This window comes from Alkaliflexus imshenetskii DSM 15055 (genome assembly GCF_000517065.1).
Classification (GTDB): domain Bacteria; phylum Bacteroidota; class Bacteroidia; order Bacteroidales; family Marinilabiliaceae; genus Alkaliflexus; species Alkaliflexus imshenetskii.
In genome coordinates this window covers 1701814-1723246 of sequence record NZ_KI912105.1, presented here as the reverse complement: position 1 = coordinate 1723246, position 21433 = coordinate 1701814, and the positions used below count along the sequence as shown (strand labels likewise).

Genomic DNA, 21433 nt, shown 5'->3' with positions numbered 1-21433 from the left:
TCCCCGGTTGCTTCTTAAAAAGTTCCCGGGGAGTTTGGTTTAATAGCTGTTAACGCTGCTCCGGAAATGTTGTGAGCATTACGTTTCGCAAAGGATCCATGTTATCTTTAAATCCGCTGATGGAGCGGAAATTGTCTGATGCAGACTTAGTAGTTTCCTGAACCGGAAAAGACCCTGTTTCGATATATGTGAGCACATTGGCTAAAAAATGTTCCTCTGCTTCGCCAAGCTGGGCGTTGTATCTGTTGTCTGTTAGTGCAAAAGTAGGGGGCAATCCTTCCTGATAGTTTATGCTGTTGTCTTTGTTTTCTGAACGAAGAACTATGGGCTGAATGGCCCAATTGTGCTGGCGTTTAGAAGGGTCTGCGTTGTTATCGGTTAGCATAACAGAAGCATAATATTTGCCATGTGTGGTTTCGCCCAATTGCACTACTTCCATGTGCGGTTTTAAACCGTAAATAATCATCTCACTGGCCGAAGCTGTGGCAGAAGTGGTGAGAACAAACAATCTTGAAAGGTTCAGATTTTCTGCATGGGCTTTAAGCTTTAGATCTTCATTGTATCCACGTAGATTGTTGTTCCATTTTTCACGAATAAACACATCACCTACTGCCGATGCGGGAGCTATCATTTCTGCCAGCATAAGCGCCGTGTTCACTGAACCACCTCCGTTATAGCGCAAATCTAACACCAATTCTGATACGCCCTGAGCTTTAAACTCCCGAAACACACCGGCCAATTCGTTGTCATAGTTGGCAATGAAGGATGTGTACGCCAGGTAACCTACTTTCTTATCGCCTAATTCAATAACAGATGTGGCAACGATGGGATGATGAACCAGATCCTGAACAGCTGATATGCTAATGGAAGGAGACAATTCTGTTGCATCGCCGGATTGATTGATATGGGCAAGTGTTATTACCATGTTATCCAGACGCAACAGCTCCTGATAATTTTCTACCGTAAGGAAATTTCCATTGATTCGATAAATAATATCCCCACGTTTTAATCCGGCATCTTCTGCTGGTGTGTTACGATATACAAACTCAATAATGGCGATTACCTGATTGGAGTTTGCCGACAGCCGATAAAGTTCAATGCTATATCCCTTGCTTTTGGTCACGCCTGAAAAATATTTCTCAAGAGCTTCCACATCATCAGTAATAAAGGACCATTTGTCGTCAGGTTGTTTCAGTAGTTTATAAAAGTAAGCTTCTGAGTCAGGTTCTTTTTTATGGTTAATCTTAGGCATTTCGGCACTCCAGAAATAGCCTAAGTCCATATAGTCATAAATGAATTGATTGATGGTTAGTACACTCCTTGGAATCTGTTGAGCCTCTTCCAGGTTAATGGGATCATCCTTTTTGCACGATGCTAAGGATAGGGCTACAATAAGAATATAAGCCCAATGTATTGCAAAGCCTTTTGTTTTTACGGACATACTTTATACGTGTTAAGGTAAAATTTAACCTTCAAATTTAGTTATTTTGATGACACAGTTGCTTTCAAATCTTGAAATAATCAAAAAGAGTGCCGAAATTTGCATCGTTGATTTTTGATTATGAGTGGCTTTATTTTTTTTAACAAAAAAGAATAGATAAAAAGTTTGGAGAATACCGGTTGAACCCCTACTTTTGCATCCGCTTTCCAAACGAGGGAAGATGTCTAAAGATGATGAGCAATCTAAATGGTCAAGTCTTCGACACTTCAAGTTTCAGATTAAAACAAAAAGATAAATATTTTTTTTGAATAATAATTTGGAAGATTGGAAAGAAAAGTTTTATCTTTGCAGCCGTTTCGCTGAAAAAATCAGGGAAACAAACTGAGAAAAACAAAAGAAAAAGTTCTTTGAAAATATTGATGCAATACCAAAAAAGAAACAAGGTTAAAACAAGCAACGTCCTTTCGAAAATTTCTTTGAGGAGCACAGGAAAACATATTAAAATCTTTTCTACAACGAAGAGTTTGATCCTGGCTCAGGATGAACGCTAGCGACAGGCCTAACACATGCAAGTCGAACGGTAAAATGGTAGCAATACTATTGAGAGTGGCGCACGGGTGAGTAACGCGTATGCAACCTGCCTGTAACTGGGGGATAGCTCCCTGAAAGGGGAATTAACACCGCATAAGACTACGGCATCGCATGGTGCAGTGGTAAAATATTTATAGGTTACAGATGGGCATGCGTGACATTAGTTTGTTGGTGAGGTAACGGCTCACCAAGACTACGATGTCTAGGGGTTCTGAGAGGAAGGTCCCCCACACTGGTACTGAGACACGGACCAGACTCCTACGGGAGGCAGCAGTGAGGAATATTGGTCAATGGGCGCAAGCCTGAACCAGCCATGTCGCGTGCAGGAAGACGGCCCTATGGGTTGTAAACTGCTTTTGTATGGGAAGAAAGTTAGCTACGAGTAGCTATTTGCCGGTACCATACGAATAAGGATCGGCTAACTCCGTGCCAGCAGCCGCGGTAATACGGAGGATCCGAGCGTTATCCGGATTTATTGGGTTTAAAGGGTGCGTAGGCGGACTTGTAAGTCAGTGGTGAAATACTGCAGCTTAACTGTAGAATTGCCGTTGATACTGCCAGTCTTGAGTACAGTTGAGGTAGGCGGAATGTGGTGTGTAGCGGTGAAATGCATAGATATACCACAGAACACCGATTGCGAAGGCAGCTTACTAAAGTGTCACTGACGCTGATGCACGAAAGCGTGGGTATCAAACAGGATTAGATACCCTGGTAGTCCACGCTGTAAACGATGATTACTGGTTGTTAGCGATATACCGTTAGTGACTGAGCGAAAGCATTAAGTAATCCACCTGGGGAGTACGTCGGCAACGATGAAACTCAAAGGAATTGACGGGGGCCCGCACAAGCGGAGGAACATGTGGTTTAATTCGATGATACGCGAGGAACCTTACCTGGGTTTAAATGGGAAGTGACAGACTTGGAAACAGGTTTTTCTTCGGACACTTTTCAAGGTGCTGCATGGTTGTCGTCAGCTCGTGCCGTGAGGTGTCGGGTTAAGTCCCATAACGAGCGCAACCCCTATCGGTAGTTACCAGCACATAATGGTGGGGACTCTGCCGAGACTGCCGGTGTAAACCGTGAGGAAGGTGGGGATGACGTCAAATCAGCACGGCCCTTACATCCAGGGCTACACACGTGTTACAATGGCCGGTACAAAGGGCAGCTACCCCGCGAGGGGATGCGAATCTCAAAAACCGGTCTCAGTTCGGATTGGAGTCTGCAACCCGACTCCATGAAGCTGGATTCGCTAGTAATCGCGCATCAGCCACGGCGCGGTGAATACGTTCCCGGGCCTTGTACACACCGCCCGTCAAGCCATGGGAGCCGGGGGTACCTGAAGTATGTAACCGCAAGGAGCGTCCTAGGGTAAAACTGGTGACTGGGGCTAAGTCGTAACAAGGTAGCCGTACCGGAAGGTGTGGCTGGAACACCTCCTTTCTGGAAGTGCTTTTCACGCAAGAGAAGTTTTCAAATAAAGAGAGGATAACCTGCTCAAAAGCCAAGTAACTTTGGCGGTATTGCATCATTCGGGGAATTAGCTCAGTTGGCTAGAGCGCCTGCCTTGCACGCAGGAGGTCAAGGGTTCGACTCCCTTATTCTCCACAGTTACTTCGGTAACAAACGTTCATTGACATATTGACCGAAATCGAAAAAGAAATAGACACGAAACGAACCATTAAGAGATTCCCGCGAGGGGATTTTTTAGGACGTAAGTAACGTGCGCAATGCGCGAGCATTGTGACCACAAACTACGTGGCAATAAGAAAGTAAATAAGGGCGTACGGAGGATGCCTAGGCTCTCAGAGGCGAAGAAAGACGTGATAAGCTGCGAAAAGCTGTGGGGAGGTGCAAATAACCGTTAATCCACAGATATCTGAATGGGGCAACCCACTTGGTTGAAGGCCAAGTATTCCGATTTATCGGAAAGCAAACCCGCTGAACTGAAACATCTAAGTAGGCGGAGGAAGAGAAAACAAGAGTGATTCCCTAAGTAGTGGCGAGCGAACGGGGAGCAGCCCAAACCGTAAATGTTTCGGCATTTACGGGGTTGTAGGACTACCATCACTATATATTAATACGAAATGGAAGCAACTGGAAAGTTGCATCGCAGAGGGTGATAATCCCGTACATGTAAGTATGATATATAAGGTAGTATCCTGAGTAGCGCGGGACACGAGAAATCCTGTGTGAATCAGCCGGGACCATCCGGTAAGGCTAAATACTCCTGAGAGACCGATAGAGAACCAGTACCGTGAGGGAAAGGTGAAAAGCACCCCGAACAGGGGAGTGAAATAGTACCTGAAACCGTGCGCCTACAAGCGGTCGGAGCCAATTTATTTGGTGACGGCGTGCCTTTTGCATAATGAGCCTACGAGTTATACCTTACCAGCGAGGTTAAGTAATGAATAGTTACGGAGCCGAAGCGAAAGCGAGTCTGAATAGGGCGCTATAGTTGGTAGGGATAGACGCGAAACCTTGTGATCTACCCATGGTCAGGTTGAAGTCCCGGTAACACGGGATGGAGGACCGAACCAGTAAACGTTGAAAAGTTTTTGGATGAACTGTGGGTAGGGGTGAAAGGCCAATCAAACTGGGAAATAGCTCGTACTCCCCGAAATGCATTTAGGTGCAGCCTTATAATAGTTTTGCAGAGGTAGAGCTACTGATAGGACGCGAGGGCTTCATCGCCTATCAACTCCTGACAAACTCCGAATGCTGCAAAATGTTTTATAGGAGTGAGGGCATGGGTGCTAAGGTCCATGTCCGAGAGGGAAAGAACCCGGACCATCAGCTAAGGTCCCCAAATGTATGCTAAGTTGAACCAAACGCGGTATGGTTGCACAGACAGCTAGGATGTTGGCTTGGAAGCAGCCATTCATTTAAAGAGTGCGTAACAGCTCACTAGTCGAGCGACCGTGCATGGATAATAATCGGGCATAAGCATACTACCGAAGCTATGGATTTGTACAACAGTACAAGTGGTAGGGGAGCATTCCAAACTGCGCAGAAGATGAGTTGTGAGACTTGTTGGAGCGTTTGGAAAAGCAAATGTAGGCATAAGTAACGATAAAACGGGTGAAAAACCTGTTCGCCGAAAGACTAAGGTTTCCTGATCAACGCTAATCGGATCAGGGTTAGTCGGGTCCTAAGGCTAAGCCGAAAGGCGATGTCGATGGGAAGCAGGTTAATATTCCTGCACCTGCTATACACTAAAAGTGACGGAGAGGTGAGATATCTGGGGGCTGACGGAATAGCCCGCTGAGCCTAGGCTTCGGCCAAAGCGAAGATAAGCAGCCGCTTCCAAGAAAAGCGAGTATAGCAGCTCGTACCGTAAACGGACACACGTAGTTGGGTTGAGTATACTAAGGCGCTCGAGTGATTCACGGCTAAGGAACTCGGCAAATTAACCCTGTAACTTCGGGAGAAAGGGTCCCCTTGCAGCGATGTGAGGGGCGCAGAGAAATGGCCCAGGCGACTGTTTAGCAAAAACACATGGCTATGCCAATTCGAAAGAAGACGTATATGGCCTGACACCTGCCCGGTGCTGGAAGGTTAAGAGGAGATGTTAGGGGTAACCCGAAGCATTGAATTGAAGCCCCAGTAAACGGCGGCCGTAACTATAACGGTCCTAAGGTAGCGAAATTCCTTGTCGGGTAAGTTCCGACCTGCACGAATGGTGTAACGATCTGGGCACTGTCTCAGCCGTGAGCTCGGTGAAATTGTAGTAACGGTGAAGATGCCGTTTACCCGCAACGGGACGGAAAGACCCCGTGAACCTTTACTGCAACTTAGCATTGATTTTGGGTAAGTGATGTGTAGGATAGGACGGAGACTATGAAGTGGGTCCGCCAGGATTCGTGGAGTCATCCTTGAAATACGTCCCTTTGCTTGCCTGGAGTCTAATTCCGCAACGCGGAAGACATTGCTTGGTGGGTAGTTTGACTGGGGTGGTCGCCTCCAAAAGCGTAACGGAGGCTCCCAAAGGTACCCTCATGACGATTGGTAACCGTCAGCAGAGTGTAATGGTATAAGGGTGCTTGACTGCGAGACCGACAAGTCGACCAGGTGGGAAACCAGGGCATAGTGATCCGGTGGTTCCGTATGGAAGGGCCATCGCTCAAAGGATAAAAGGTACTCCGGGGATAACAGGCTGATCGCCGCCAAGAGCTCATATCGACGCGGCGGTTTGGCACCTCGATGTCGGCTCGTCACATCCTGGGGCTGGAGAAGGTCCCAAGGGTTGGGCTGTTCGCCCATTAAAGTGGCACGCGAGCTGGGTTCAGAACGTCGTGAGACAGTTCGGTCCCTATCTGTTGTGGGCGTAGGAGATTTGAGAGACCCTGTCATTAGTACGAGAGGACCGTGATGGACAAACCACTGGTGTATCAGTTGTTCCGCCAGGAGCATAGCTGAGTAGCTACGTTTGGAAGGGATAAGTGCTGAAAGCATCTAAGCACGAAGCCTGTCTCAAGATGAGATCTCCATATAAGGGGCGTTAGAGACTATGACGTTGATAGGCTGCAGGTGTAAAGATGGCAACATCAAAGCCGAGCAGTACTAATTACCCGAAACTTTCTGAGCAAGGTTTATTTGTGGCTGTTTCTTTTTCGAGGTCAATATATCTATAACATAGAATTAGATATTGAGATATTAAGACAGATAGATAAGATGAAAGAGATAAAGCGCTTCATCTATACCTCTAAAAATCTATATCTTTAATCATCTGGTAAGGTATTCAGGTGGCTATAGCGTAGGGGTTCCACCTCTTCCCATTCCGAACAGAGAAGTTAAGCCTTACAGCGCCGATGGTACTGCGTAACAGTGGGAGAGTAGGTCGCCGCCGATTTTTTAAGACAAAGGAGTAGTTGAGCAATCAGCTACTCCTTTTTGTGTTTAAGCCCGTTGGTGCGTATGCAGTAAAACTGCAATTAACCACAAAGGCGCTGAGGGTTTTAATACTTTCAATTCTGATTTTCTCATATGGTACTCGAGTTAATTTACTTTTTACACTCTCTTTTTAAATCAATTGCCAATACAGTTAAATGACGATATACATTTAATTGTATTGAGGTACGCCATTTCTTCATATTGTTGACATAATTCACAATTCCGTTTCTGTTTTTTTTCTACTTTTGCCGCGTTATTTTTGATTATCCATTACAAATCTAATGGTTGTGTGCATCTAATTGCAATTATAGCAGGTCTTTGCTATTTTTATGTATTGGTTGTATAACAGCTTTAAAACAATTTAAACTCATGAGAAAATTTACTGCAGCAGTATTAATGGTACTTACAATTGCATCGGTTAGTGCTCAAAACCTACAGATGCATTATGATATGGGTAAAGACCGTGGGTATGTAACTACGACTCTTGAAATGTTCAAACCTGACCAATGGGGAAGTACCTTCTTTTTTGTGGATTTTGATTATAATAGGGACTTTGGAAATTCTGTCTCTTTTGCTTACATGGAGATCTCTCGTGCCTTAAGATTTTGGGATTCGCCCTGGGCCGCACAGATTGAGTACAATGGCGGTACTTTTTTGAATGACGCATGGCTTACCGGTGCTCAGTATACCTGGAACAATGCCGACTACAGCCGTATTTTTACGCTTCAAGGTTTGTATAAGTACATAAAGGATAAGCATGATGCATCTTTTCAAATTACCGGCGTATGGACTATGCATTTTTTTGAAAGGAAGCTTACATTTATGGGTTTTGCTGATTTCTGGCGCGAAGAAAGTGTGTTTGGAAATAAGACCACTGATTTCGTTTTTCTTTCTGAGCCGCAGTTGTGGTACAATGTAAATCAGCATTTATCGTTGGGAGGAGAAGTTGAGATAGCTTCGAATTTTGCTGGTGTAGAGGGTTTTAAAGTTTGTCCTACTGTTGCTGTTAAATGGACTTTCTAACGCTTTTATCAAGCGATTGGTATTAATAACTTCTGAATACAAAACGATGTTAGAAAAATTCTTTAAACTTAAAGATAATAGAACCAATATCCGCACGGAGTTGGTGGCCGGTGTAACCACATTTATGACAATGGCTTACATTCTGGCGGTGAACCCCGACATTCTCTCCTCAACCGGGATGGATAAGAATGCCATCTTTACGGCAACAGCCCTATCGGCAGTAATTGCCACACTGGTTATGGCTTTATGGGCGAAATTACCTTTTGCTTTGGCTCCTGGTATGGGATTGAATGCTTTCTTTGCCTTTACGGTGGTAATAGCCATGGGGTATAGCTGGGAGTTTGCGCTTACAGCTGTTTTTCTTGAAGGGATTGTTTTTCTGTTGTTAACTGCTTTCAACGTGCGAGAGAGCATTGTGAACGCGATACCCCGAAACATTAAACACTCAATATCTGCAGGTATCGGATTGTTTATTGCCTTTATTGGCATGCAAAATGCCGGACTGATAGTGAAGAGCGAGGCCACCATGGTGACTCTCGGAAGTATGGGTTCTCATACGATTTGGGTGGCGATGTTCGGATTGCTGGTATCAGGCGTTCTCTTGGCACTAAAAGTTAAAGGTGCGCTGCTTATTGGCATTTTTGCATCTGCCATCATGGGTATTCCGCTTGGTGTAACTCATTTGCCTGAAGGACATCTCATATCCCTACCTCCATCGCTTGAGCCGATTGCCTTTAAGTTTGATTTCAGTCAGGTGTTTACACTCGACATGGTGATAGTATTGCTTACTTTCCTTTTTGTGGATTTGTTTGATACTGTTGGAACGTTAGTGGGTGTAGCTGATAAGGCTAATATGATTGATAAAGACGGAAAGTTGCCCAGAGTGAAGCAGGCACTTTTTGCCGATGCCGTGGGTACAACTGTAGGCTCAATGTTGGGCACATCAACTGTAACCACCTATGTAGAAAGTGCATCGGGTGTAGCAGAAGGTGGACGAACAGGACTTACCTCGCTTACTGTGGCAGGTATGTTCGCCATTGCATTGTTTCTGTCGCCCTTATTTTTAATGGTTCCGGGGGCTGCTACTGCTCCTGCACTTATATTGGTGGGCTCATTCATGCTAACACCCATTATGAAGATAGATTTTGAGGACTTTACTGAATCTATACCTGCATTTTTAACTGTAATAATGATGCCTCTGAGCTATAGTATCGCCGAAGGTATTGTGTTTGGAATGCTCTCATTCGTATTTCTAAAATTGTTCACCGGCCGATACAAACAAGTTTCGTTGGTGATGTATATTTTGGCTGTATTGTTTTTAGCAAAGTTCTTCTTTTAATTGAGTGGAAGCCAATCGTAAACTATTACGATGATGCCCGGTTTGCAAGAGGCTTGCAAACCGGGTTTCTTCTTATATATAAGATTCAATGCGGCTTCCGGGTGTATTTTTCTGACTAAAATGGCTCGTTATAATTTGATATGAGAATCATATTTGGTACTTTTGCAGGCGCATAAAACGGGATGTACATTGATCTCAAAATCGGTTGGGTAGAAGCTACTGGATTTTAATTGATTATTGTATTATCTTTTAAAAGTTTACATGTGTATATACGACGTTTTCTATTTTCTGAAAACGAAGAAAAGTCCTCTTAATCCCGACTTGCTGAGTTACAAACATGCTGATTTGTGAGTCAGGAAGCGGTAGCGTGGAAAAGTATGAAGGGATTACAATCTCAATACGCATCATCACCCACCGGATAGAGCCTTTTAATTTCCCAATGCTTAATTTTTGTTCGCCCATCTCCGAAAGCTTCATGACTTCTGTTTAAAACTCTATTGGCATTTTTAATCAAGGTAGATAGGTAGCGCGATAATTTGACAGTTATATTTGTCCGTAAAGGAAACTGAACCACTTTAAAGCCATCTTATTTGATATCTATCCGAGGATTTAAGCTAATTGCATCTTGTTCTAATGATTTTTAATTTATCACTTAGATTCTGTTTTTATACAGTCGCTTAGGTTTATTTCCAATTACACTTCATAATTCAATTACTCAGGCAATGCTTCGTACTATCAAACCCCAATTCCGGCAAATTGTTTACAGTTTTTTCATTATTCTGTTCACCTGCTTTATCGCTGGTGTAACAGAAATTCATGCGCAGGCAAAGAGCTTAAATGCGCAGGATTTATCCACTGTTAAATCAGCTGATATTAGTGATGCGCAGTTAAGAGCATATATGGTTCGCGGACGTTCAGAAGGGATTTCTCCTCAGCAGGCCATGGATATGGCGCGTGCCAGAGGGTTGTCACCTGCCGTGGCCAATGAATTGATGCAACGCATGCGCGCACTGGAGACTGAGGGGATGGCGTCAAATGGCGCAAAGACTCATCTGCGAAGTGACAACTCTGAGCCGGCAGATTTGATTGACACCATTGAGTTTGTTGAGGATGATAAGCCATTTATTTTTGGCAGCACGCTTTTTAAAAGAGGAATGTCCGGATTTGAGCCATCCATGAATATTCCAACCCCTCTGAATTATGTATTGGGCCCCGGCGACGAGTTGGTGGTTGATATTTGGGGTGCCACAACCAATTTGCACCAGTTGACAGTTAGTCCTGAGGGGACAGTCACCATTGACAATCTTGGGCCAGTCTATGTGCACGGCCTGTCTATCGAGGAGGCTGATAAGCGTATCATTGAAAAACTTAAGCAGTTGTATCGCGGGTTACGCCCAGGTCAGGCTGATCAAACCACGTTTGCGCGCGTAAGCCTCGGGCGGGTTCGTACCATACAGGTGACCGTAATGGGTGAGGTAAATGTGCCCGGAAGTTATTCTGTATCTTCATTGGCAACCGTATTTAATGCACTATATAAATCAGGTGGTCCAAATCGTATAGGATCATACAGAAATGTAGAAGTGATAAGGGGTAACAAGGTTGTTGCCCGTTTGGATGTATATGACTTGTTGCTGCGTGGCGATCAGCGACAGAACATCAGATTAAATGATCAGGACATTGTTCGTGTGAGTCCTCTGGTTACAAGAGTTGAAGTAAGAGGAGAGGTGAAGCGTCCAGGACTGTACGAGGCTGCTGAAAATGAGACGCTGGCAGATTTGATTGGCTTTGCGGGACACTTTACCGATTCGGCCTATACGCGACAGGTCACTGTTCAAAGAAATACCGAAACGGAGCGCATGATGGTGAGTGTGAATCGCGATAAATATGGCTCATTCGCAATGCAAAACGGTGATGTGGTAAGTGTGGATCCTATCCTTAACCGCTTTGCAAACCGGGTAACCATTTCAGGCGCCGTATGGCGTCCGGGTGACTATGAGCTAACGGAGGGGTTTACCCTTTCACAACTTATCCAACAAGCTGAAGGTGTGAAGCCTGATGTGTTTCGTGAGCGTGCCGTAATTAACCGGCTCGATGAACGTCATGATTTCTCTGTGGTAGCTTTTAATGTTGATCAAGTTCTCAGTCAGCCTGAGTACTATGATATTGTACTCCAGCCCGAAGACGAGGTGATAATCCGAAGCATTCATGAGATGCGTGAAGAGCGTATGGTTTATCTGGGCGGAGAGATTCGTAAGGCAGGCAGCTATCAGTTTCGTGATGGCATGACGCTGGAGGATTTGATATTGATAGGAGAGGGGTTTAAGTCTTCCGCATCCGAAGCCCGTATCGAGATAAACCGTCGAATCATTGGCGAAGCAGCTCCGGCACGCAGAGGCACCCGTCTGGCTGAGACATTTGTATTTAGTGTAGAGCGCAACCTCGCGCTGAGGGAGGAAGCCCGGCGCTTTGAGTTACAGCCTTATGACCAGGTTTTTGTTAGAGCCAGGCCTGATTATCAAGTACAACAAACCATTACCATACAGGGAGAGGTAATGTTTCCCGGCACCTATGCCATTACGGATCGTAACGAGCGCATTTCTGACGTTATCCGCCGTGCAGGGGGACTTACAGACGAAGCTTTTGTGCCCGGCGCTACGCTTATGCGTACATCTCAGCAATTGGAGCGTGTTGAAACAGTGCTTGAGACGGGTCTGAGTGAAGTGGTGGATCTAACCAAAGACAAGGAGAGCTTCATAGGCATAAATCTGGGAACCATCCTTTCTAAGCCAGGTACGCGTGACGATTTGTTTGTACGACCCGGTGACGTTATCAAAGTGCCAGCAGAGTTACAAACAGTGCGTGTTTCTGGTGGCGTTTTACGTGATTCTGAAATTCGCTATATAAAAGGGAAAGATCTTCGTTATTATATAAAAGGTTCTGGCGGGTTTTCCCAGAATGCACGCAAAAGCCGAGCTTATGTGGTTTATGCAAATGGTGATGTGAATACGCGGTCGCGGTATCTGTTCTTTGGCATCTCTCCTGAGATAACACCGGGAGCCGAAATCATCATTCCTCAACGTGTGGAGCGTCCACCAATGACTCCGGGAGAGCGCATTTCTATTTTTAGCTCCGTGGTTTCCATGGCTGCAGTTGTTATCACCGCCATGTCAAGATTTTAGTTTTCAGTCTCAATTCAGGTTCGTTATTATGACAGAATTTAAAAATATTGAATCATCAGAAAAGCAGTTGCCTGCCATCATTAAGGATGATGAGATTGATTTGGTGGCGTTGATGCTGCATATATGGAATGGCCGGGTTTTGATTTTGAAAACTGTAGCTGTTTTTGTAGCCTTAGGTCTTATTATTGCCTTGACTAGTCCAGTTCGCTACACAACAATCGTAAAACTTATTCCAGAGAGTAATAAAAGTATGAGTCTCGGAGCCCTAGGTGGCCTTGCCGCCCAGTTTGGTTTTGGTAGTGTTTCAGCAGCTGCCGAAGGTGGCGGCATTCCACCGGATTACTACCCCGAAATTGTTAAGAGTGTGCCATACCTCAAACTTTTGATGCAGCAGCCCTTTGAACTGCCTGAAATTGGGTCTGTTACGCTCTATGACTACTATCAATCTGAAATTGCTGGATCTTGGCAGGGAAATATTAAAAAATATACCATCGGCCTCCCTGGCGTAATCCTTGACTGGATTAAGGGTAAGCCCGAAGAAATGATGACCTCTGGAGACAGCAGTAGTTCGATAGTACGCTTGACGAAGGAAGAAAGAGAAGTGCTTGAGTGGTTGCAGAATGAGTTGTCGCTTACTATTGATAAGCAAATTGGGATGATAACTCTTACGACAAAAATGCCTACTCCTGAGCTGTCGGCAGAAGTTTGCGCCTACGCGGCTATGCTTTTGTCTGATTACGCTGTAAGTTTTAGAACTGATAAAGGTAAAGAAGATTTGCAGTTTGTGCAGGATAGATATTTTGAGGCTGAAATGCGTTTTGAGACAGCCCAAGAAGCACTGGCTCGCTTTCGCGATTCCAGTCATGGAAATCTCACCGCACTAGCCCAAACGCGCCAGCAGCGCCTTCAAAGTGACTACGATTTGGCCTTTAATGTTTATAAGGCACTGGCTCAGCAGTTGGAAGAGGCACGTCTTAAATTGCAGGAAGAAACCCCTGTCGTTAAGATTATTCAGCCAGCCGTTGTTCCAGACGAAAAAAGTTCCCCGAAAAGGATAAGACTAATGATCCTCTCTGTCTTTGTTGGTGGTATTTTAGGTATCGGTCTATATTTTGTCAGGAGTATTTTGAACAATATTTTGGCAGAGTTCTTAGCAAATAAAAAGTAAAAGCAGAAGCATGACAGAAGTTTTAACCATAAGGCACATTGCCTGCATAGATACCAGTTACGTAATCAGTTTCACCATGTCCGTTATTGCATATAAGTGTCCTGCTTTTTAGTTGAACATGGTAAATTTTAACAAGCGGTGCATAGCTCACTGGGAGGACAACCTAAAGAACCTGACCAATTATAAACCCGGACTACTCAAAGTGGTAGCAAATATACGCAACCTCAACCTTCTTATCAGTACTGATGCGGAAGGCGCCATTACCGCGGAGATATAATCTTCATTTCGGCGAATACTCGCACCAAGACCTAAGGTATAGGTAAGGGCATGACCGCCAATTTGAAGTACATGGAGAGATTTACTCCTTACTAATTGTCCAGGTAGCCACAATCGATAAAATAATAAAATAATCGCTCCTCACGGTGCAAGCAGCACAAAGCATAAGCACCATATAGTATGCTGAAATCAAATGACAGCAGTTCCAAGTACTTTACAATTCCTAGTTTTTGGCGGAGACACAGCTTTTCATAATTGCACTAGCCTTACTGCATACTGACTCATCGGACTAGGCAAGGCCGTTAGTCCATTTCCCAAGCACTTGTGGATATCTATCCAAACTTACCTCCAATGTTTTCTGGGTCAGTGCGTGTACTGAATCAACGCTATTTATGCTCTCTGTGATTAGAGGTTTGTTAATGATGATTTATTCACCTTCGCTATTGGTTTGAACCTCTAAACTGGTTACAAATTTCTGATTGCCTCCGATAGCTTTGGCTCCTCTTGTTTTTAGGGGGAGATAGGTAATTTGGATAAAATAGCCCTTAGTTAGTGCCTCGCCGAAGCCACCGACTAGGTATTGTTCGAATAAGCCGAATTATGGAAGAACAAACTCAAATTTAAGGCTGACAAGTGTTTGCTGTCTTGACTCCTTAAACTACTGAAATAATACCGAAATCGTCCCCGCGTTAAAGTAGTCAAAAACTCTTACGAAGCCTTGGACTATGTACTCGCCTTTGTCATCCTTAATGATTAGGATGAATTTAATTACCAACGCTCGCAGCGAGGCTATGAGTATATGATGAAGTCTTTGGTAGTGTTTGATAGTAGGATTGTTCTAGCAGATGAGAAATATAGTTAATGAGGGTTTCGTATATGAAGTAATGGTTTTAAATAACATTGATTTTTTTTGAAAACTTGATGATTTTGGTTTGATAGGTTTTTTTTATGGGATTAAGGGTAAACTTCTTATATAACTTATTTCTTACTTTAGCAAACTACCTTGTAGGTCTTGTTGTGTTTCCATATATTTCCAGAGTTTTTGGTGTGGTTAATGTTGGAATCGTGGGGTTCGTGGATAGCTCCATTAACTACTTTATCCTTTTCGCAACTTTAGGTATAAGTACTATAGGGGTTAGAGAAATTGCACGAGTTAAGACAGATAGAGAGAGATTAAATTCAGCGTTTAGTAGCTTATTATCTTTGTCGTCCCTGTTTTTAATAATTGTTGTTGTATTGTATTTCGTGTTGATTTTTTCAGTTCCATCCTTTGAGACGCACAGAGCTTTGTTCTTGATTGGTAGCGCAAAACTGATTTTTACAGTATATTCGATTGAATGGTTCTATAAAGGAATTGAAAATTTCAAGTTTATAAGCATCCGGAATGGAGTAGTGAAAGTTGTTTATTTATTATTATTGTTTCTGTTTGTTAAGGAAAAAAATGATATTGAATTATACTTTTTTTTGACAGTTCTAAGTATTGTTGTAAGTTCCATAATTAATATAGTCTATTCCAGGAAATTTGTGACCTTTTCACTCAAAAACATTAGAATAGAGCCATTTGTTAAGCAGGTTGTTTATATTGGAACCTATTCAATACTGACTTCCATGTATACAACTTTTAATATAATGTATTTAGGATTTGTTTGTAATTCCGCTGAGGTGGGATACTATTGGACTGCTTTGAAGATTTACACTATTGTGCTGGGGTTTTATACAGCTTTTACTGGTGTTATGTTACCAAGAATGAGTGGTATGGTAATGGGAAAAGAATTGGATAAGTTTAAAGAAATGATACAGAAGTCTTTTGATTTATTGTTGTCCTTTGTTTTGCCGGTGATAGTTGTTGGCATTATACTAACGTCACATTTGATTTTCGTATTATCAGGATCTGGTTTTGAGGGCGCAATTAGACCAATGAGGTTGATAATGCCTCTATTATTGGTTGTTGGTGTTGCCCAGATTATTGCGATTCAAGTTTTAATTCCTTTGAAGCAAGATGGTCAGATCCTACGTGCTTCAATTATTGGAGCAATTGTTGGGGTTGTCGGGAATGTTCTTTTTGTTGAAAGTTTTGGAAGTGTTGGAACAGCTTCTGTTCTTTTGTTCTCAGAAACTTCTGTCACTTTATATTACGTCTATTTTGCTATTAGGAAGCAGATTATATCTTTCCCATTTTTATTGATAAAGAAGCACTTAGTTAGTATATTGCCTTACATCGCTGTTAATGCACTTTTAGTTGTATTGGAGTTAGGTAGTTTTTTAACAATTGCTACTGCTATAGTTATGAACGGCATTCTTTTTTTAGTAATGCAGTACTATTACATTAGAAATCAATTTTCATATAAATATATAAGTATGGCTTTGCAGAAGTGCGAAATTCTATTAAAGCGATAATACATGGGTGTTCTCATCGCTAATTTCCTGTTGTATTTCATTTATTTTCTTTTTAATGTTAAAGGGACGGGTCTTTTATTCAAGGCTCTTTTGATGATGTATATGTTTGTCTCTTTATCAAGCCTATTTATATGGGAGAGTGGTATTTATAGTTTTTTACATAGAAACCATATAATCACAAATGAGATATCAATTTATCCATTTCTTTATCTATTTGCAACGTTTATATTTCTCTTTGAACCTATAAAAAAGTTTAACGAGAGTAAAATTGAAATGGTCGTTCTTGATGATAAATTTAGAATTGAAATATTAGGCAAATTATGTATTGTTTTTGGTTTAGGTCTTCTAGTACTTTTGTTACTCTTTGTTGATTATAATGCATCTTTAGAGAATGCTTCTGAAGTGTACAGAGATAGTGAAGATGGAGAGTTAGCTATGCCTGTTTTTCTTTATCGGCTTTACACACTACATCGGTTGTTGTACCCTTTTATTTTATTATTAGGATTTTATTATCTATCCTTCAAAAGTGAGTTTAGATTTAAGACAATATTGTTATTGGTTGCTGCGGTTATTCCCAAAGTTTTTGTTTCAATAGTTTTAGTTTCGAGGGGAGGATTGTTCTTTATAATAATTGAACTTATGACCTGTTTTTTGATTTTTAGAAGGTTCATTCCTCAAAGGACGAAGCGGTTGTTGTATGTTGGTTCACTTTTTATAGTAGCTCTACTAACTTCAGTTGTTGTAATTTTTACTGCATCAAGGTTTGGGAACTCTGCCTTCGGGCCGCTCATGAGTGTCTTTAAATATTTTGGAGAATCATTTTTGAATTTTAATAGCACTTTTTGGGGCAACATACAAGAGCACCCAATGAGTGAATTCAAGTTCCCATTTTTATATCAATTTTATGATATCCCACGTACTTTTTTATCACGATCAGATCAGTATAGTTTCTTTTCTGACATGACTGGTACAAATGTCCTGCTTTTTAAGACTATCGTGGGAGATTTTTATGTTGAATTTGGAATAGTCTTGGGTGCGTTAATTCTCTTTCTGATTTCACGATTATTTATAAAGTTTGTTCGTTTTGAGAATACAATAAGGTTCTCCTCATTAATACCTTTCCTTTATTATTATGAGTTGGTGTTTATCGGCGTTTTTGACTTATTGTGGCATGGGAAGTTCCTTTTTCAGTTGATTGTGTTTACTTCTCTGATTTATGTTTTTATTAGGTATAGGATTAAATTAGGTCTAGCATTCAAATGATTTCGATAGCATTAGCCGCCTATAATGGTGAGCATTTTATAAAAGATCAGTTGGAATCGATATTAAATCAAACGATTCAGGACTTTGAGATTGTTGTGTGTGATGACAACTCTAATGACTCTACTTGGAAAATATTACAAGAGTTTCAAAGTAGGGATAACCGAATTCGAGTATTTCAAAATCCCAAGAATCTTGGATTTAAGAAGAATTTTGAAATAGCGATCCAGCTATGTGAAGGTGAGTATATAGCTTTATGTGATCAGGATGATATATGGGTTTCTAATCACCTAGAGGTTTTGCACACTTCGATTGGAACCAAAGATGCAAGTATTGGAAATGCATTGTTCGTTGATAAAAACTTGCAGTCTTTAGGCGTAACGCATATTGAATCCCTGAATGGAATGACTAAGTATCTTGATAGCGATATCGGTAAAGCTATTCGGGTTCTTTTTGTTGGAAATTTTTGCCAAGGAGCTAGCATGATGTTTAAAGCCAATTTTTTAAAATCCATCTATCAAGTTCCTGACGTCTTTGAAGTACATGATGTTTGGTATGCCATGGCAGCAATCTGTAAAAAAAGTCTTGTTTTTTCTCCTGTAATAATAACTTACTATAGACAGCATGACTCGAATGTGATTGATAGGACTGGAAAAGGGATTGAGAAAAGACTGCGAGGTTTGTTTGGAAGACAGAGTGATGCTAAGCTGCATCAAATAAGTTATGCTGTGAACAATCTGTCTTTTGATGAAGATATTACTAATCTTATTTATGAAGCAATTTTATTCCACAAAAATAAAAGGCGCTTTCTATTTAGGCTTAGGTTTCTAAAGACATGGTTTGCTTACTTTAACTATATGTATCTTAATAATAAAAATCGTTTTTTTAAAACTCTATTGTTTCTTCTGTTCGGAAGGAGTTGAGAAGGTTTTTATTAAACAAAAATAATGGATTATGAAGGTGGGGATGTTAATTTGCTCCGGGTCCGGAGCTACAAAGAATATTGGGGATTATATACAGAGCCTGGTAGCGGAGGTCTTTTTTGATGAAATTGATGTTTTGGTTGAAAGAGAAGCATTGGATACATACGCATCTAAAGAAAAGACTATTCTTCTAATGAATGCATGGTATATGTGGCATCCTGAGCATTGGCCCCCCAGTGGTGATATCATTCCATTATTGACATCTATTCATATAAACTTCGCATCTAAAGAAAAGATGCTTCAAGGTAAAGGTTATGATTTTTTTAAAAACCATGAGCCAATAGGTTGTAGAGACTATTCTACACTGGAAATTTTTAAAAGCAAGGGGATTGATTCATACTTCTCTGGATGCCTGACTTTAACACTCGGAGAAAAGTTCTTCTCAAAGAATAGAAGTGACCAATTTATTTTTGTTGACCCATATTACGAGTGTATTTCTGGAAAGACTTTCTTTTCTTTTAAGAACACCTTTGTCCCTTTGATATATGGGATAAAGAATTTTCATAGAATCAAGCCACTGTTTTCAGTCTTTAATTATAATTCAAAGTTGTCTTTTTTGGCACCATTTTTTAGGAGATTAGAGCGGTTTATTCAAATCGCAGCTTTTTACAGAGCATATTCAAACACTTTTTCTGATTCCGTTTTGTTTAATGCAAAGTACTTAACCCATATTATTAAGCAGAATGATTATCCAAAAGAAAAGGATAAACTAGATTATGCTAGACACTTGCTTTACTTGTATTCATCGTGTAAGTGTTTAGTCTCATCAAGAATACATGCAGCACTGCCGGCTATTGGGATGAACACGCCAACCATATTTGTTACTAGTGATTTTTTAAACGAATCTGTCGTGCTTGGAAGAAATGGCGGGCGTTTTGGTGGTTTAATAGATTTTTTTAATGTCATAAAATATGATAATTATCGATTGAAACCTTCTGGAGATTTACCCAGTTTTATTAATCATGAAACTATTCTAAGGAATAGAGATAATCATATAGATGTTAAACGGAAACTTTTTGAAACATGTGAGAACTTCATAAAAAGTCACTTTAAAAGATGAAACATATAGCACTAATTTTTGCAGGAGGATCAGGTACAAGAATGAGCAGTGGTGGAAGGCCTAAGCAATTTCTTTGTTTACATGATAAAGAGATAATTATTCATACAATTGAGCAATTTGAGTTCCATCCTAGAATAGACCATATTATTGTTGTATGTATTGAGAGTTGGATAGGATTCTTAGAAGAATTAATAAAGAAATATCAATTGAAAAAAATAGTCAAAATTGTTCCTGGAGGAAGAAATGGTCAGCAGTCAATATTTAACGGGTTAAAGGTAATTAATGACATAGGTGAGCATAATTCTCTTGTTTTGGTTCATGATGGGGTACGCCCTTTAGTGACTAAGGATTTAATTAATGAGAATATTGACGTGGCAGGCAAATATGGTGCTGCTATTACAGTTAGTCCTGCTATTGAAACTATAGTTAATTTAAAGAATGAAGATATTGTTGGAAATATTATCGACAGGTCAATTTCATTTTATGCTAAAGCGCCACAGTCATTTAAGTTTGGAGATTTATGGACTGTTCATAATAAAGCCATTAAGGATGGAGTGTTAGACACTATTGATTCAGCTTCGTTAATGGTTCAGTATGGGTATGAGCTAAAGGTGGTTAGATGTGGTCCGGAAAACATTAAAATTACAACACCAAGTGATTTCTATATTTTCAGAGCGCTTTATGAAGCCAAGGAAAATTCTCAAATATTTGGGATTTAGTCTGAGATTGTTAAAGCCATGAGAGATAAGATTATTTTTGAAGATATTGAAACAATTTTGGATAGTTCTGTCCCTATTTCTGAGCTTGCAGGGAGAACTATCCTAATTACTGGGGCAACTGGACTTATAGGGTCATTTTTAGTTAAGTTTCTGGTCATGTATAATACAAAGGCTAACTCCCCCGTTCGGATTATTGTTTTGTCACGTGATTTGGATCGGATAAAGAGTGCTTTTTCTGAGCATATTTTGGCTGGAATTGAGGTTGTTATTGGAGACGTATTAGATTTGCCAGCAATCACTTTCTCAATTGATTACATTGTTCATGGAGCTAGTGTAACTTCATCCTTTGATTTTATTCAACATCCTGTTAAAACCATTAATACAATTGTTAAGGGAACTGAAAGTGTTTTAGAGTTTGCAAAGCGAGCCGGTGTAAGATCTTTTGTCTTTCTTTCTAGTATGGAAGTTTTTGGGTTTGTTCAAAATGCTGAGCCTATTACAGAATCTGATTATGGCTATATTGATATTTTAGATGTTAGAAGTAGCTATTCTGAAAGCAAAAGATTGGCTGAGTGTTTGTGCGTTTCTTATAGTAAGGAATTTGATATGCCGGTGAAGATAGCCCGTTTAACTCAAACTATTGGCCCCGGGATGTCATACGAAGATACTCGTGTGGCGGGACAATTTGCGAGGGCTGTTATTGAAGAAAAGGACATTGTTCTGAAAACAGACGGAAGCACAACAAGGAACACATTATACGTTGCGGATGCCGTTTCGGCAATATTAACGATTATGCTAAAAGGCCGTCCAGGTCAGGCTTATAATGTTGCAGATAAAGATTCTTTTTTGTCAATTAAGGATACAGCCATAATGATTGCAAATAAGATTGCAGCAGGGAGGATAGAGGTAAGATGTCAAAACGATGTCAATAGTATGTACGCTCACAACAATGCTCTTATGCTTAATTTGTCCACGGCAAAATTAGAAAGTCTTGGATGGAAGGCGTTGTTCTCCTTGGAGGAATCCTACAGAAGGTTAATTCTAAGTTTAATTAATATCAACGCATAATTTTTTTGGTTTCGTTACAACCTTTTTTCGGTAGTTAGT

At 41.1% G+C, this 21433-nt stretch carries 13 protein-coding genes, 1 tRNA gene and 3 rRNA genes; 15 read left to right on the top strand and 2 right to left on the bottom strand.

Translation table 11 applies throughout. The features are described from left to right. Positions 1-49: 49 nt before the first annotated feature. The gene (locus tag ALKIM_RS17900; protein ID WP_052345461.1) at positions 50-1441 is read right to left on the bottom strand and encodes a S41 family peptidase; all 1392 of its coding nucleotides are present in this window, start codon (positions 1439-1441) and stop codon (positions 50-52) included. Between the two features lie 512 nt (positions 1442-1953). Between ALKIM_RS17900 and ALKIM_RS0107015 the strand changes: the two genes are divergently transcribed. The 6 genes from ALKIM_RS0107015 to ALKIM_RS0106990 all read left to right on the top strand — a co-directional run bounded on the left by ALKIM_RS0107015 (position 1954) and on the right by ALKIM_RS0106990 (position 9284). Then, positions 1954-3472 (top strand): 16S ribosomal RNA (locus ALKIM_RS0107015). Between the two features lie 91 nt (positions 3473-3563). Next, positions 3564-3637 (top strand) — tRNA-Ala (locus ALKIM_RS0107010). Positions 3638-3795: 158 nt separating this feature from the next. Continuing rightward, positions 3796-6615 (top strand): 23S ribosomal RNA (locus ALKIM_RS0107005). Between the two features lie 155 nt (positions 6616-6770). After that, positions 6771-6881: ribosomal RNA gene (gene rrf, locus ALKIM_RS0107000) — 5S ribosomal RNA — on the top strand. The 16S, 23S and 5S rRNA genes sit together here with 1 tRNA gene alongside, the layout of an rRNA operon. A 410-nt stretch (positions 6882-7291) precedes the next feature. Further along, entirely contained in the window at positions 7292-7945 is a 654-nt protein-coding gene (locus ALKIM_RS0106995) for a DUF5020 family protein (protein WP_026474014.1), read from the top strand. A gap of 46 nt (positions 7946-7991) precedes the next feature. Continuing rightward, positions 7992-9284: an NCS2 family permease gene (locus tag ALKIM_RS0106990; protein WP_026474013.1), complete on the top strand. Its 1293-nt coding sequence runs from the start codon at positions 7992-7994 to the stop codon at positions 9282-9284. Between the two features lie 249 nt (positions 9285-9533). Here the strand turns inward: ALKIM_RS0106990 and ALKIM_RS0106985 are convergent, their stop codons facing one another. Then, positions 9534-9761 carry a hypothetical protein gene (locus ALKIM_RS0106985; RefSeq protein WP_026474012.1) on the bottom strand — a complete coding sequence of 76 codons (228 nt, stop codon included), beginning with the start codon at positions 9759-9761 and terminating at the stop codon, positions 9534-9536. Between the two features lie 245 nt (positions 9762-10006). On the opposite strand from ALKIM_RS0106985, the gene ALKIM_RS0106980 reads away from it, so the two are divergent. The 9 genes from ALKIM_RS0106980 to ALKIM_RS0106940 all read left to right on the top strand — a co-directional run bounded on the left by ALKIM_RS0106980 (position 10007) and on the right by ALKIM_RS0106940 (position 21394). Then, positions 10007-12463, top strand: coding sequence for an SLBB domain-containing protein (locus tag ALKIM_RS0106980; protein WP_044117793.1), 2457 nt, complete (start codon positions 10007-10009; stop codon positions 12461-12463). A 28-nt stretch (positions 12464-12491) separates the two neighbouring features. Continuing rightward, positions 12492-13631: a GNVR domain-containing protein gene (locus ALKIM_RS0106975; protein ID WP_026474010.1), complete on the top strand. Its 1140-nt coding sequence runs from the start codon at positions 12492-12494 to the stop codon at positions 13629-13631. A gap of 118 nt (positions 13632-13749) precedes the next feature. Next, a complete protein-coding gene (locus ALKIM_RS20155; protein ID WP_157363822.1) occupies positions 13750-13908 on the top strand; it encodes a hypothetical protein in 159 nt (52 codons plus the stop codon). 947 nt (positions 13909-14855) lie between these two features. Beyond that, positions 14856-16304, top strand: a complete 1449-nt coding sequence (locus ALKIM_RS0106965) for an oligosaccharide flippase family protein (protein ID WP_026474009.1) — start codon at positions 14856-14858, stop codon at positions 16302-16304. A gap of 3 nt (positions 16305-16307) precedes the next feature. Next, positions 16308-17567 carry an O-antigen polymerase gene (locus ALKIM_RS0106960; RefSeq protein ID WP_026474008.1) on the top strand — a complete coding sequence of 420 codons (1260 nt, stop codon included), beginning with the start codon at positions 16308-16310 and terminating at the stop codon, positions 17565-17567. Further along, complete coding sequence (locus ALKIM_RS19200) at positions 17564-18487, top strand: glycosyltransferase (protein ID WP_052345460.1); 924 nt, start codon at positions 17564-17566, stop codon at positions 18485-18487. The genes ALKIM_RS0106960 and ALKIM_RS19200 overlap by 4 nt, the downstream gene beginning before the upstream one ends. A gap of 31 nt (positions 18488-18518) precedes the next feature. Further along, positions 18519-19607, top strand: a complete 1089-nt coding sequence (locus tag ALKIM_RS19195) for a polysaccharide pyruvyl transferase family protein (protein WP_026474007.1) — start codon at positions 18519-18521, stop codon at positions 19605-19607. After that, positions 19604-20326 (top strand): IspD/TarI family cytidylyltransferase, encoded by a 723-nt coding sequence (locus tag ALKIM_RS0106945; RefSeq protein WP_026474006.1) that lies wholly within the window; start codon positions 19604-19606, stop codon positions 20324-20326. Before ALKIM_RS19195 ends, ALKIM_RS0106945 begins: the two co-directional genes overlap by 4 nt. 18 nt (positions 20327-20344) lie before the next feature. After that, positions 20345-21394, top strand: a complete 1050-nt coding sequence (locus ALKIM_RS0106940; RefSeq protein ID WP_026474005.1) for an NAD-dependent epimerase/dehydratase family protein — start codon at positions 20345-20347, stop codon at positions 21392-21394. Positions 21395-21433 lie beyond the last annotated feature (39 nt).

Excerpts from the sequence above, each read along its gene's own strand:
- ALKIM_RS0106965 (WP_026474009.1), top strand. The coding sequence starts at position 14,856 with ATGGGATTAAGGGTAAACTTCTTATATAACTTATTTCTTACTTTAGCA.
- ALKIM_RS17900 (WP_052345461.1), bottom strand. The coding sequence starts at position 1,441 with ATGTCCGTAAAAACAAAAGGCTTTGCAATACATTGGGCTTATATTCTT.
- ALKIM_RS0106980 (WP_044117793.1), top strand. The coding sequence starts at position 10,007 with ATGCTTCGTACTATCAAACCCCAATTCCGGCAAATTGTTTACAGTTTT.
- ALKIM_RS19195 (WP_026474007.1), top strand. The coding sequence starts at position 18,519 with ATGAAGGTGGGGATGTTAATTTGCTCCGGGTCCGGAGCTACAAAGAAT.
- ALKIM_RS0106940 (WP_026474005.1), top strand. The coding sequence starts at position 20,345 with ATGAGAGATAAGATTATTTTTGAAGATATTGAAACAATTTTGGATAGT.
- ALKIM_RS0106995 (WP_026474014.1), top strand. The coding sequence starts at position 7,292 with ATGAGAAAATTTACTGCAGCAGTATTAATGGTACTTACAATTGCATCG.
- ALKIM_RS0106990 (WP_026474013.1), top strand. The coding sequence starts at position 7,992 with ATGTTAGAAAAATTCTTTAAACTTAAAGATAATAGAACCAATATCCGC.
- ALKIM_RS0106985 (WP_026474012.1), bottom strand. The coding sequence starts at position 9,761 with ATGAAGCTTTCGGAGATGGGCGAACAAAAATTAAGCATTGGGAAATTA.
- ALKIM_RS19200 (WP_052345460.1), top strand. The coding sequence starts at position 17,564 with ATGATTTCGATAGCATTAGCCGCCTATAATGGTGAGCATTTTATAAAA.
- ALKIM_RS0106960 (WP_026474008.1), top strand. The coding sequence starts at position 16,308 with ATGGGTGTTCTCATCGCTAATTTCCTGTTGTATTTCATTTATTTTCTT.
- ALKIM_RS20155 (WP_157363822.1), top strand. The coding sequence starts at position 13,750 with ATGGTAAATTTTAACAAGCGGTGCATAGCTCACTGGGAGGACAACCTA.
- ALKIM_RS0106945 (WP_026474006.1), top strand. The coding sequence starts at position 19,604 with ATGAAACATATAGCACTAATTTTTGCAGGAGGATCAGGTACAAGAATG.
- ALKIM_RS0106975 (WP_026474010.1), top strand. The coding sequence starts at position 12,492 with ATGACAGAATTTAAAAATATTGAATCATCAGAAAAGCAGTTGCCTGCC.